Below are 12,783 nucleotides of genomic sequence, written 5' to 3'. Positions count from 1 at the left end.
ATTTACTTATCCTTTACGTCTACTTGTACTTTCACCGTTGATGGATCCAGTCCACTCACCTTAGAATTACCGGTATCAAGCGAAACCGTCTTGGTGTTCTTACCGGACATCCTACTAACATCGACGTCAGCATTAACTGAATTAATCCCACTAATAGCATCTTTATCACCTAACAATAAGACATCAGATGGATCACACTTCACGTCGTACGTTTTATCATCCTGTTTATTATTTAAGTTAACTTTGACTGGCACTCTCTTATTATCACCCGCTGAGACAGGTAAATCAACTGAACTTGTAGATGGAGTGATAATTACATTAATGGTTTTCCCTTTTTTATCTAGAGCTTCGATCACCGCATCCTGTTTTACATCACTTTTGGTGTTGGGTTTTAGACTTATCTTAGCCACCACTGAATCGATGCGATTAATTTGATCAATTGGACCAGTTACCTTAGCCGAGCTAACGTCAGATGATGCTTTTCCAACTTTATATCCTGAGGCAATGTTTTTCTTATCGTACGTAGCCTTTACCGGGAATTTCACCGTCCGTCGTGGTTGAATATTCACATGAATCTTGGACGGCTTGATTTTACTATGGATATCAGAATTAAGTCCCTGTTGCTGAAGTTTCACCGTGTGCTCACCTGGACCTAAATTGCCAAGGTCCGCATAGACCTTAAAATTCTGAGTGTTAGCGGTAGTCGTAACCAAAGCCGACGGACCAGACAATTGAACGTTCACTTTTTCTGGATAACCAATCACAAAATACTTGTCTGAATTGACATTCAGTTGCAATGGAACCGAGAGATCCTTCGACTTATTTGCCGCCATCTGAGTGGTATTAGTTGAACTACTGGTGCTGTTAGTTAATCCCATGTCATTTTTACCATCATGGACATAAAAGAACAGTGCAAAGGTAAAAATCAGTGACAAGATAGCGTAAAACCACTTACTTTGAAAGAACTTTTTCATAGCTACTTGTCACCTCCGAAATGTTTCTGGAAGAAACTAATCGCACGCGTTACGATGGTTTGATGTTGATCTGGATGTTCCCTAGGAATTAACTGGCTCCTCAAGTACTTCAAGTAATCCTCTTGAGTCATTCCCCGGAGAAGTTCATTATTTCTAGTAATGGAGACTTCGCCAGTCTCTTCTGAAATAACGATTGTTAAAGCATCTGAAACCTCCGAAATTCCCACGGCAGCACGATGCCTAGTTCCTAACTCTTTTGGAATTAGATTACTTTGCGATAATGGCAAGTAAGCCGCAGCAGCGGCAATTTTATCATCCTTAATGATGACCGCTCCGTCATGCAAAGGCGTATTGGGAATAAAAATGTTAATCAATAACTGACTTGAAATATCTGCATCGAGTTTGATTCCAGTCTCAATGTATTCTTCAAGTCCCGTATGCATTTGGATGGTAATCAAAGCTCCAATTCGGCGTTTGGACATGTACTGAATGGCACCATCCAAGGCTTTAATCATCTTCTCAGCCTTTTCATCCTGGTTCTGGGTTGACCTAAAGACCGATCCACGACCTAATTTTTCAAGTCCCCGGCGAATTTCGGGTTGAAAGATGATGATGCATCCAATTACTCCCCAGTTGATAATTTGGTCCAGAATCCATGAAACCATGGTTAATCCCAAGTACCAGCTGGCAATTTTTGCGATAATAATGACAATGATTCCACGCAATAACTGCACCGCGCGAGTGCCACGAAGAAGCATTATCAATTCATAAATAATGAGCCAAACAACTAATATATCAATTAAGTTGCTTAGATTATGTAACGTAAACAAGCTACTCCAATCAATCCCCATAGCACAACCTCCAGTTTGTATATTATTATATCACTGAATTATTACCTAAATAAAGGCACTTCGTTAATTCCAAATATTAAAAAAATTTAATTCTATAGTTAAATTTCTAGTTTTTTTCTTTAATTTGGGGTTTAATTTATATATAGAGGAAAAGGGGTCGAATTATCATGTCACAAAACAAAAAATGGCAAGTTAGAATATTTTTCATCGGATGGATGGTGCTACTGTTCTTATTCCTTCGTGATACACGATTTGGATTTTTAGCACTGAATACACTATTGGGTTACATTCCCATTGAATTGAGTTTTCACATTGGCAATAAACCTCATCAAAATAGTTTTGTTTTTTGGCTTTTGTCACTTCTGTGGTTACTTTTCTATCCAAATTCACCTTATATTCTAACCGACCTTCTGCATCTCGCCTGGTTACATCCAGACGAAGCTAATGGCCTCCTTAGACTGGATCCACATGTGTGGTTTTTGTACACCTGTTTAATGATTAGCGCACTAAGTTGTGCGTTCATCGGTTTCTGGAGTTTAGTTCATGTCGCCAAAGCCATCGATGTCAAGATCCATTTGCCAGGCAACTTTTCGAATTTCGTTACCATTGTCATCTTAACGGTAGCCAGTTCAATCGGATTGTTCATCGGCAGATTCATGCGAGTTCATACCATTTACCTGATTCTTTCACCCCGAATGTACATTCGACCATTCTTAAACATGTGGAACATGCACATGTTGGTCTTTGTCTTTTTGATGACCGTTCTGCAGTTGATGATATATTGGATTTACACCATCATTAGTAATAACAAGGAATAACCAAAAGGCCTTGCACTTTAAAAGTGTAAGGCCTTTTTTAGTTATCACTTAACATTAATGTTTCCTTATAATTAATATCCTGACGCAGGTGCAGCCCCATTGCATGGCTAACTTTACGATTGTTAATCAACCTTTCCACCGCGCGTCGCTCAGCTTCAAGTGCAATTGAACGAAGCCGTAAAAGCTGGTACTCATATTCCTCGTCATCCTCATCAGGATCATTGTAGGAATGAGCTCGTTCAATCTGACTTTGATAAAAGGTAATAATAAAGTGAATAATTTGTGAATCAAAATCTTGCTCGTTGATGTCACTTCGACTCAAAAAGTCGGAAATAGCATCAATAGCAGCCTGATCACCTACCACCGTGACCAGCCGTAATTCACTCTTCGTTTTCTTACTTTCGGACTCACTAACCTGCCAACTCTTAATGGAATGAAGGATCGATGAGAACCATCCTGGATAATGCCAGTGGTTCTTTTTGTATCCATCATAACCGTTCGCGAACATCCGCCGTTCTTCCCGGTTAATTCGACGATTGGCAATCCAGTACGTATCTTTAGAAATTTGTTTTTCTCGATACAGTTCTTTAATGGCGTCTCGTTTTCCTTCTAAAGCGACCCGTCTTAAACTCAATTCTTCGTTTAATGACTTACTTTCGGCGCTATCATCCCTAGTCTTACGCAGGAGATTCCTTAACTCAACTTGATAGTCTAAAACCGTGTCGTAAACCGCACGTTCGTTATCATTCGTTTTGTTATTTTCGAGACTTGCAATGGCACTTTTAATGATAAAAATGCGCGCATCGTCCTCTGAAACGTAACCCGCTTGTTCGTCCTCTTCATCTTCTGTTTCGTCATCATCTTCGTCTTTATCAATCAAAGATGCTCGAGTTTCAAGTGGACTAGCACCAGGCGAAATAATTGGCAAAATGATGGTGGCAGCCACTAAACTAATGACAATTACCATCGCCGCAATGAAAAGCATTAGCGAACGATCCGGAAAGGCTTTTCCATCCGATAAGAGAGCAGGAACAGAAAGAATTCCGGCCATCGTAATGGCCCCACGTACTCCTGAAATTCCGGCTAAAAGGGCCACTGACAAACTTGGCTTTCGATTGGAACGTTTGGTTACATAGTATGAAAATAACTCATAACCTAAAATCCAAACCACTCGAATTACCAATAGGGCCACCCAAACTGCGAAGGCAATTCCGAATGATGCCAGCGTTCGATACTCTGATCCATTAATAACAACTCTGGTAGCAACTGGCAGCTCAATGCCTAGAATTAGAAAGACAATTCCATTTAAACAGTACACAATGACATCCCAGGTTCGATTCGTTAATAGGTTTACCTCGGGTGACTTAGTGTTAGCGACATTGGTCTGCAAATGATCAATAATCCCAGCCGCAACGACCGCAATTACTCCCGAGGCATGTAAAGCATCTTCTGCAATGACATAGATAATAAACGGGGTCAAAATGTGGAGAACCACGTTAAAGATAACATCGTTAAAATGGACTTTTAATAATAAGTTTCGTAAAACAATGATCAGCGACATGCCGACAATTCCGATAATCAAACCTACCAGCGCGGTATAGACAAAGTCAACCGCTGCATTTTTCAAAGAAAAATATCCCGTTACAACCGCTGCAATTGCATACTTAAACGCAATTAATCCACTGGCATCGTTTATCAAACTTTCGCCAGATACCAGATGCAGGATGTTACTTGGTAGATGAACTCGTTTTGAAATTGATTGGACAGCAATCGGATCGGTGGGAGATAGAATGGCAATTAAGGCAAAACAGGCTGCTAGTGGCATTGATGGCACTAGCCAATTGACAAAATAACCACCAATAATTGTAGTAATAAAGACTAACCAGATGGCATTTTCAAAGATCGGTCCCCGCAGTTCCCATAACTCACGCTTCGGAAAATCTCGTCCATCATTGAATAATAACGGAGCAATGAACAACAGTAAAAACCAGTCAGTGTTTAAATCAATCTTGAACTTAAAGAAAAGAGCTAACCCTAAACCAAGTAAAATTTGAATCAAACTAACTGGAATTTTCGTAACATAGTGGGAGATAATGCTAGAAAGCAGGACTAAAACGATTAACGTGATGACTGCTTCAACTATTACCATATGCTACTTCCCTCCTATTTTGGTTCACCAATGATCCTGACTTCGGTTTCAAGGTGAACCTGATTATCATGATAAACCGTTTCTTGAACGTGTTTAATCACATTTAAATAATCGGTAGCGGTGGCACCACCAACGTTAATAATAAATCCAGCGTGCTTCTTAGAAACTTCAGCTCCACCAGATCGATATCCCTGCAAGCCAGCATCATGGATTAGTTTACCCGCAAAATAACCCTTGGGGCGTTTAAAAACACTTCCACATGAAGGCCACTCTAACGGTTGTTTCGATCTTCTGAGGTAGTTTAAATGATCCATTTCACTCTGGATTTCTGGCTTATTACCAGGTTCCAACTTGAAAGTGGCTTCCAGTACTACATCACCATAGTCTTGGATACTACTATGACGATACCCAAAATCTAATTGATCATTATCTAAAACAATGATCTCACCCTGTGGGGTCAAAACCGTTGCTGACTCCAAGACATACTGGGTTTCTCCACCGTAAGCTCCGGCGTTCATGAACACACCACCACCGACGCTTCCCGGAATTCCAGCTGCGAATTCTAGGCCGGTTAAGCCAGCTTTTTGAGCGGCTTTGGTTGCGTCAATATAAGCAGCCCCTGCTTCCGCAATCACCCGATGGTCCTCAGTTCGGATGGCATTCATTTTAGTGAGGATAATTGTTAATCCCCGAATTCCGCCATCTCGAACAATCAGATTACTGGCATTGCCTAGCACCGTAATTGGCATTTTAATTTCGTTTGCATAGTTTAATAATTCTTCGGTTTCTTTAAATGATGAGGGAAATGCGAGAAAATCAGCTTTTCCACCAGTCTTAGTCCAAGAATAATTGGAAAGTGGCTCATCTTTTAAGATTTCAATCTCCTTGAATTTGTTTGTTAAGTCTTCAACCATCGTCATTTTCCTTTCTAAATATACACACTATATTCTAGCACGTTATCATTATTTAAACACTTCCGATCGTGATATACTGGCATTGAAGGAGGGGATACAATGAATTTTATCTCATGGAATGTAAATGGTTTACGATCTGCAGTTAAAAAGAATTTTTACGAATTTTTCAATGAAATTGATGCTGACTTTTTTAACGTCCAAGAAACTCGGGTTCATGAAAATGATATCGCTCTAGAAGTTCCTGGTAATTACTATCAATACTGGGATTCAGCTGAACGCCCGGGTTACGCTGGAGTAACAACTTTCACCAAGCATAAGGCTCAAAACGTCATTTATGGCGTTGATGGGACTGATACTGATGTTGAAGGTCGTTGCCTAACCCTTGAATATCCTGACTTTTATTTAATTAACACGTACGTTCCCAACTCAGGTGAAGAGTTACAAAGACTTGATTATCGCCTTGATTGGGATCAAAAATTTATTACCTTTGTCAACAAACTCACTGGCACCAAGCCAGTCGTAATTGGTGGTGACATGAGCGTCGCCTACCAGTCAATCGATATTGACGATCCTGAAGAAGATCATCATAAAGCTGGGTACACACAACAAGAACGTGATGATTTCGGTCGTCTTTTAGCTTCAGGATTTGTCGACACATTTCGAGCCCTCCATCCTCACCAAAGTGGTGCCTACACTTGGTGGAGTTATCGATACGACGAACGAGCACGTGATCGTGGTTGGAGAATGGACTATTTCCTAGTTTCTGACTCCATTCAAAACGACGTGGCTGAATCAAATATTTTAGGTAACGTGATGGGTTCGGATCACGCTCCAATTCAATTAATTACCGACGGACTTAAGCTTAATTAGAGAGGATCATTTAAATGAATTTTGCGGCAATCGACTTTGAAACCGCTGCTGGAAAGCGTGCTAGTGCATGTTCGGTTGCACTAACGATCGTAAGAAACGACGAGGTGGTTGATGAGTTTTACTCATTAATCAATCCCGAATGTGAGTTTAACTGGCGAAATATCAACGTTCATGGTATTCACGAAAAAGATGTAGTCGATTCACCAACGTTTCCAGAAGTTTGGGACCAAATTAATCCCCTCTTCGATCGAAACAAACTGGTGATTGCTCATAACAATAATTTTGATAACAGTGTCTTAAAGAAAAGTTTGGAGCGATATGGTTTAAGACAACCTCACTACCAAACTCTTGATACCGTTAAAACTTCAAAAAAGTTTTATCCTGGATTTGTTAATCATAAACTAAACACGGTTAGCCAAAATTTAGGAATCGAATTACAGCACCACCACAACGCCTTAGACGACAGCCTAGCGTGCGCTAATATCCTAATTTACGAATACCAACAGTTTGGTAAAAATGCCATTAAACCGTTTGTTAAATCCATTTAAAAAGACTGAGATTTATTCTCAGCCTTTTTTTATGTTCATTTTCATTTCAATTACGTGATCATCTTGATCAGTAACGACAAATCCTAGTTTTTTATACAATCGAAACGCGCCTTGGTTGGTTTTTATAACCGATAAAGTTAATTCGTCCAATTGACTAAAATTAGCAATCCAATCAATGGCTTCTTGAATCAAGTAGGTGCCAAGTCCCATGTCTTGATAATCGGATAAAATTGCCACTCCAAGTTCACCGACAGTAGGAGCAACCTGACTGATACTTAAAACTCCGATTAGCTTTGTTCCGGCAACCGCCACCATAATGAGATTAGTACCCGTAGCGTTAACAGCATCAATCGCCTGAGCTTCGGTTTCAGCAGTCAATTGATCAACCTGAACGTCAGTGGTGAAATTTTTCGATTCTTTACTTAACTGTTTCATTAATTTAATTAATGGGGCAGCATCCTTGGAATTAGCTGCTCGGATCGTGATTTCATCATCTGCCAAGGTTCAAATCCCCCGACTTTAGAATCGCATTAAAGTGACCACCACTAGCAGTCATTTCAATTGTCCGATCATTATCACCTAACTCATCATTTCTGGTGAACTTAATCCGTAAGTAATCGTCAGGAAGTTCATCCTCCGCAAATTTCGACCATTCCACAACACTCACTCCGTCACCATTGAAGTATTCGTTTAAACCCAACTCGTCGGCTCCGCCTTCTTCAAGACGATAGACGTCCATGTGATAAAGGGGTAATCTCCCATTCTTGTACTCCCGAATAATGGTAAAGGTAGGACTTTTAATATTTCGTTTAATGCCAAGTCCTTTACCCAGTCCCTTTGTAAAGGTTGTTTTACCCGCACCCAGATCACCATCAAGTAAAATGACATCTCCGGCTTTTAAATCTGGAGCGAGTTCCTCACCTAATTTTTCGGTTTGTTCAGGACTATCGACTTTAAATTTAATCAAATAAATCGCCTCGAATTAAAGTGCTTGAGTAGCCGTAATGATGGCTACCTTGTAGACATCTTCAGCATTGCATCCTCGCGATAGGTCAGAAACAGGTTGATTTAATCCTTGAAGAATTGGCCCAATGGCTTCAAAACCACCCAATCGTTGGGCAATCTTGTACCCAATGTTTCCAGACTGAAGCTCTGGAAAGACAAAGACCGTTGCCTGACCAGCAACATCTGATCCTGGTGCCTTACTCTTAGCAACTGAAGGAACAATGGCAGCGTCAAACTGCAATTCCCCGTCGATCGGTGTGTCTGGATCCAACCTTTGAGCAATCTTAGTTGCGCTTTGCACCTTATCAACTTCAGGACCCTTTGCTGAACCCTTCGTTGAGAAACTTAAGAGAGCAACCTTAGGATCAATATCAAACAAACGGGCTGTATGAGCACTTTCAACCGCTACCTCACCGAGTTGTTGATCGTCTAACTCGATGTTAATGGCACAATCGGCAAACAAGTAACGCGTGTCACCTTTTTGCATCACAAAGGCCCCACTGATTAATTTTACTCCTGGTTTAGTTTTAATAATTTGTAAAGCAGGACGAACCGTGTCACCAGTAGGATGAGCTGCTCCTGAAACCATTCCGTCAACGGTCCCCATGTATACCATCATAGTTCCAAAGTAGTTGGGATCTTTTAACCACTCACGGGCAGTCTTTTCATCGGTTTTACCATTTCGGCGCTTAACCAATGACTCAACCATTTGGTTAAATGTTGCTGGATCAACATTATTAATATCAATAATTGTAATCCCATCTAAATCAATCCCATTTTCATCAGCAACCTGTTTAATTGCCTGAGGGTCGCCTAATAACGTTGGCTCAACCAGATGGTCTTTCTTAAGTCGACTTGCGGCTTCAACAATTCGAGGATCTTCTCCTTCGGGAAATACTAACTTGATGTTCTTACCATTGATCTTTGCTTTCAAACTATCAAAAAGGTCCATAATTAACTCTCCTTATTAGTGGCAGTGACGTGTTCTGGTAATTTCCAGTTAATTGGTTTCTCCCCCATCGCTTCAAGTGCTTCGTTCGTTTTTGAAAATGGCTTGGAGCCAAAGAAACCACGATTAGCAGATAAAGGACTAGGGTGAGCAGATTGAATGACAATGTTAGCGTCGGTATTAATCAATTTGATCTTATCTCTAGCAGCTCGTCCCCATAGAATGAAAACAACGGGTTCGGGTCGCTTAGAGAGTTGCTCAATCGCGTAATCAGTTAATCTCTCCCAACCTTTTCCACGATGAGAAAATGCAACTCCATCCTGAACGGTTAAAACCGAATTCAGCAACAAAACGCCTTGTTCAGCCCAGCTCTTTAAGTAACCATGGTTAACTGGTTTAATCCCAAGATCACTTTGTAGTTCCTTATAAATATTTTTTAGTGATGGTGGAACAGCGACACCTGGCATCACCGAAAAACTAAGTCCATTAGCTTGATGTGGTCCATGATAAGGATCTTGACCTAGAATAACGACCTTCACCTTGCTAAACGGAGTCCACTCAAATGCTTGAAAAATGTGATGCATTTCTGGATAGATGGTTTTATTATTGTATTCTTCCACCAAGAAATGTCTTAATTTTTGATAATATGGTTTCTTAAATTCTGGCTCCAACACTGGCCACCAGTCATTATGAATAAACGGTTTCACTTCCAACACCTCAATTATATTTTACCATAAGAGAGCGCTTTCTTGGTAAACAAAAAAAGAGTACCAAAGCACTCCTTAATTAATTAGTAATGTTTCATAACACGATCAATCTGCCGTTGAGTATCACGTTGCTTGATGGTTTCACGCTTATCGTATTCACGTTTACCCTTAGCCACTCCAATGAACACCTTGGCGTAACCGTGTTTTAGATAAACCTTCAGGGGAACAATGGTAATTCCCTTGGTCAATGTGGCTTCACCAAGCTTCTTGATCTCTTTTTTATGCAACAATAACTTTCGATTACGTAATGGATCATGATTAAATTGATTTCCTTGTGCATACTCACTAATGTGAACGTTCATCAAATATGCCTGTCCGTTTCGGATCTGCACAAAGCCATCCTTTAAATTCATTCGACGTGCTCTAACCGATTTAATCTCAGTTCCAGTTAACGATATTCCAGCTTCATAGGTATCTGAAATAAAGTAATCATGTCGAGCCTTTCGATTGGTTGCCATTACATTTTTTTCAGTTGGTTGATGCTTTTTTCTAGCCATGATCCCATCTCCTATTTTTTACGACTATTAGATGGTTTGGTTCTGATCTTAAATGAATGTCCCTTTTTACCGTTCTTTCTCCGATCTTGATTCTTGTAACTCTGACGACGATTCTTGCCATCAGAATGCTTTCCACTGTGATGATGTTTGTCATTTTTATGTTCTTGCTTTGGCAAAAGTTCACTCAGTGGTGCATCTTCTGGTTTAACAATTTCAAAGTCAACGGTCATCTGATCAACGTCGGCCGCAACACATTTAACCCGTAAAGTCTGTCCGATCTTGTAGGTTCTTCGTGTGTTTCGCCCAACGAGTGCCATGTACTTTTCAACGTATTCGTAGTAATCATCGTCCATCTTACTAATGTGAATCAAACCTTCAACGGTGTTTGGTAGTTCAACGAACATCCCAAATTTCATTACTGATGATACGACGGCATCGTACTCTTCACCAATGTGTTGGGTCATGTATTCTGCCTTCATCATTGAGTCAACGTCACGTTCAGTATCAACTCCACGACGTTCAGTCTCAGAACAGTGCACAGCTACTTCTCCAACTTGATCCGCGTAAGTTTGGCGGGTTTCATCGTTAATTCCATTATCTTCATAATAATGAATCAAGCGGTGAACAAACAAATCAGGGTAACGACGAATTGGTGAGGTAAAGTGGGTATAATACTTGGCACCTAAACCAAAGTGACCCACACACTTGTCGCTGTATTTCGCCTGTTGCAAACTTCGAAGCATCATTACTGATACCATCGTTTCCTCAGGCAATCCCTTCACTTTACCTAAAATATTTTGCAAAGTCTTAGGAGTCAAGTGATCTGGATCTGCTTTAACCTCGATTCCAAAGGCGGTCAAGAATTCAAAGAAATCCTTAACCCGAGTTGGATCTGGGGTTTCATGGACACGATAAATGAACGGAACCTTAAGCTTATAATATGTTTCGGCAACCGTTTCATTGGCGGCCAACATGAATGATTCAATCATTCTTTCAGCCAAACCTCTAGTTCTAAGTTTAATGTCAACTGGCTTACCTTCCTTGTTCATGATGATTTCTGCTTCATCATCATCAAAGTCGATTGCACCACGACGTTTTCTTTGTTTGTATAAAATGCGGTGTAGTTCAGCCATGGTTTCAAACATTGGTACTAAATCATGGTATTCTTCCCGAGTTTTCTTGTCTTTTGATTCAAGAATGTTATTAACGGCAGTATATGTCATTCGAGCTTTTGACTTCATCACACTAGGATGAATTCGTTTCTTAATCACTTTACCCTGTTGGTTAATTTCCATATCACAACTCAAGCACAAACGAAGTTGTCCTTCATTAAGGGAACAGATTCCGTTTGATAAACGACGCGGTAACATTGGAATAACACGATCGGTTAAGTACACTGACGTTCCACGCTTATACGCTTCACGATCCAAGAGAGTTCCCTGCTTAACGTAGTGACTAACATCAGCAATGTGAACCCCTAAATGATAGTTTCCGTTTGGCAACTTCCATGCGGTAACGGCATCATCTAAGTCTTTGGATGATTCACCATCAATGGTGACTAGGTCTTGATCGGTGATATCTTCGCGACCCTTGGTTTCCTCTGGTAGAACATGATCCGGAATGGCATCAGCTTCTTCCAAAACATCTTCAGGAAATTGGGATGGAACATCATGGGCATAAACTACCTGAAGGATATCAATCCCAGGATCATCAACACTTCCGATAACCTGCTTAACGATTCCAACCATGTAATCAGGATGTTCGTTACTAGGATACTCAGTGATATCGGCAGTAACCACTTCTCCTGGAGTTGGATGAAGTCCAGCATCAACAACGTAAAATTTGAGACCCGAGAGCTTCTTATCCTTTAAAATAACTTGACCTAAGTAGCCATGGTCATTGTCAGTCTGACGAAATTCTCCTACCACATGGGTATAGTGGTGTTCCAGAATATTAACCACTTTAGCTTGCGGTCCACGATCAGAATCTTTTTCCCCTGGCTTAGTGATCTGAATCTCAACCTTATCCAAGTTCATCGCATGCATGGTCTCATCTGGTGCAATAAATGCATCTGGTAACTCATCATCATATCTTACAAATCCAAAACCCTTAGGGTTAGAATGAAAAATTCCTTCTAACTTTAATTCACTAGGATTAATTTTAAAATCACCGTTCCCAGTTACCACTACGGCACGGTCACGCTCCAGGGCAGCAAGCTCTGAAACAATTAACTTGAAAGCTGATGATCCATGGTAATTCAAGTCATCAGCTAATTTTTCAACACTATAACTTTGATCAGGATGTGATTGTAACTCCTGCTCAATTTCATTTTTTAACTTATTATCTTGCAATATATTTTCCTCTACAATCCAATTGATTTATAGTCAATTATAAATCTCATTCTTTAATAAACGCTAGTAATCCGCTTTAAATACAAAAAC

General features: G+C 40.3%; 13 protein-coding genes. 3 read left to right on the top strand and 10 right to left on the bottom strand.

Features of this window, described 5'->3' with window-relative positions:
* Nucleotides 1-2 precede the first annotated feature (2 nt).
* Both AC6UD2_RS04940 and cdaA read right to left on the bottom strand, forming a co-directional pair.
* Nucleotides 3-974: a CdaR family protein gene (locus AC6UD2_RS04940; RefSeq protein WP_500698197.1), complete on the bottom strand. Its 972-nt coding sequence runs from the start codon at nt 972-974 to the stop codon at nt 3-5.
* Between the two features lie 2 nt (nt 975-976).
* On the bottom strand, nt 977-1,825 hold the full coding sequence (cdaA, locus tag AC6UD2_RS04935) for a diadenylate cyclase CdaA (protein ID WP_082019968.1): 849 nt from the start codon (nt 1,823-1,825) through the stop codon (nt 977-979).
* 167 nt (nt 1,826-1,992) lie between these two features.
* Between cdaA and AC6UD2_RS04930 the strand changes: the two genes are divergently transcribed.
* Entirely contained in the window at nt 1,993-2,643 is a 651-nt protein-coding gene (locus AC6UD2_RS04930; RefSeq protein WP_052236612.1) for a DUF1361 domain-containing protein, read from the top strand.
* 37 nt (nt 2,644-2,680) lie between these two features.
* Here AC6UD2_RS04930 and AC6UD2_RS04925 read toward each other — a convergent pair whose 3' ends face one another.
* Nucleotides 2,681-4,792, bottom strand: coding sequence for a cation:proton antiporter (locus AC6UD2_RS04925; protein ID WP_500698196.1), 2,112 nt, complete (start codon nt 4,790-4,792; stop codon nt 2,681-2,683).
* Between the two features lie 14 nt (nt 4,793-4,806).
* Nucleotides 4,807-5,706 (bottom strand): UDP-N-acetylmuramate dehydrogenase, encoded by a 900-nt coding sequence (gene murB / locus AC6UD2_RS04920; RefSeq protein ID WP_500698195.1) that lies wholly within the window; start codon nt 5,704-5,706, stop codon nt 4,807-4,809.
* A 99-nt stretch (nt 5,707-5,805) separates the two neighbouring features.
* On the opposite strand from murB, the gene AC6UD2_RS04915 reads away from it, so the two are divergent.
* Complete coding sequence (locus tag AC6UD2_RS04915; RefSeq protein ID WP_500698194.1) at nt 5,806-6,576, top strand: exodeoxyribonuclease III; 771 nt, start codon at nt 5,806-5,808, stop codon at nt 6,574-6,576.
* A 14-nt stretch (nt 6,577-6,590) separates the two neighbouring features.
* Nucleotides 6,591-7,124, top strand: coding sequence for a 3'-5' exonuclease (locus tag AC6UD2_RS04910; protein WP_010021882.1), 534 nt, complete (start codon nt 6,591-6,593; stop codon nt 7,122-7,124).
* An 18-nt stretch (nt 7,125-7,142) separates the two neighbouring features.
* Here the strand turns inward: AC6UD2_RS04910 and AC6UD2_RS04905 are convergent, their stop codons facing one another.
* From AC6UD2_RS04905 to rnr, 6 genes are all read right to left on the bottom strand, one after another.
* Nucleotides 7,143-7,625 carry a GNAT family N-acetyltransferase gene (locus AC6UD2_RS04905; RefSeq protein WP_500698193.1) on the bottom strand — a complete coding sequence of 161 codons (483 nt, stop codon included), beginning with the start codon at nt 7,623-7,625 and terminating at the stop codon, nt 7,143-7,145.
* Nucleotides 7,615-8,091, bottom strand: coding sequence for a tRNA (adenosine(37)-N6)-threonylcarbamoyltransferase complex ATPase subunit type 1 TsaE (gene tsaE, locus AC6UD2_RS04900; RefSeq protein ID WP_039144448.1), 477 nt, complete (start codon nt 8,089-8,091; stop codon nt 7,615-7,617). The genes AC6UD2_RS04905 and tsaE overlap by 11 nt, the downstream gene beginning before the upstream one ends.
* Nucleotides 8,092-8,106: 15 nt before the next feature.
* A complete protein-coding gene (gene pta, locus AC6UD2_RS04895; protein ID WP_500698192.1) occupies nt 8,107-9,081 on the bottom strand; it encodes a phosphate acetyltransferase in 975 nt (324 codons plus the stop codon).
* 2 nt (nt 9,082-9,083) lie between these two features.
* Nucleotides 9,084-9,785, bottom strand: coding sequence for a uracil-DNA glycosylase (locus AC6UD2_RS04890; RefSeq protein WP_010021875.1), 702 nt, complete (start codon nt 9,783-9,785; stop codon nt 9,084-9,086).
* 83 nt (nt 9,786-9,868) lie between these two features.
* On the bottom strand, nt 9,869-10,342 hold the full coding sequence (gene smpB, locus AC6UD2_RS04885) for an SsrA-binding protein SmpB (protein ID WP_500698191.1): 474 nt from the start codon (nt 10,340-10,342) through the stop codon (nt 9,869-9,871).
* A gap of 11 nt (nt 10,343-10,353) precedes the next feature.
* Complete coding sequence (rnr, locus tag AC6UD2_RS04880) at nt 10,354-12,693, bottom strand: ribonuclease R (RefSeq protein ID WP_039144453.1); 2,340 nt, start codon at nt 12,691-12,693, stop codon at nt 10,354-10,356.
* Nucleotides 12,694-12,783 lie beyond the last annotated feature (90 nt).

This window comes from Fructilactobacillus sp. X2R5C2 (assembly GCF_059901375.1).
This window is presented reverse-complemented; position numbering and strand designations above follow the sequence as displayed.

What these genes read in the sequence shown, in the direction of transcription:
- AC6UD2_RS04940 (WP_500698197.1), bottom strand. Translation starts at nt 974, where the DNA reads ATGAAAAAGTTCTTTCAAAGTAAGTGGTTTTACGCTATCTTGTCACTG.
- cdaA (WP_082019968.1), bottom strand. Translation starts at nt 1,825, where the DNA reads ATGGGGATTGATTGGAGTAGCTTGTTTACGTTACATAATCTAAGCAAC.
- AC6UD2_RS04930 (WP_052236612.1), top strand. Translation starts at nt 1,993, where the DNA reads ATGTCACAAAACAAAAAATGGCAAGTTAGAATATTTTTCATCGGATGG.
- AC6UD2_RS04925 (WP_500698196.1), bottom strand. Translation starts at nt 4,792, where the DNA reads ATGGTAATAGTTGAAGCAGTCATCACGTTAATCGTTTTAGTCCTGCTT.
- murB (WP_500698195.1), bottom strand. Translation starts at nt 5,706, where the DNA reads ATGGTTGAAGACTTAACAAACAAATTCAAGGAGATTGAAATCTTAAAA.
- AC6UD2_RS04915 (WP_500698194.1), top strand. Translation starts at nt 5,806, where the DNA reads ATGAATTTTATCTCATGGAATGTAAATGGTTTACGATCTGCAGTTAAA.
- AC6UD2_RS04910 (WP_010021882.1), top strand. Translation starts at nt 6,591, where the DNA reads ATGAATTTTGCGGCAATCGACTTTGAAACCGCTGCTGGAAAGCGTGCT.
- pta (WP_500698192.1), bottom strand. Translation starts at nt 9,081, where the DNA reads ATGGACCTTTTTGATAGTTTGAAAGCAAAGATCAATGGTAAGAACATC.
- smpB (WP_500698191.1), bottom strand. Translation starts at nt 10,342, where the DNA reads ATGGCTAGAAAAAAGCATCAACCAACTGAAAAAAATGTAATGGCAACC.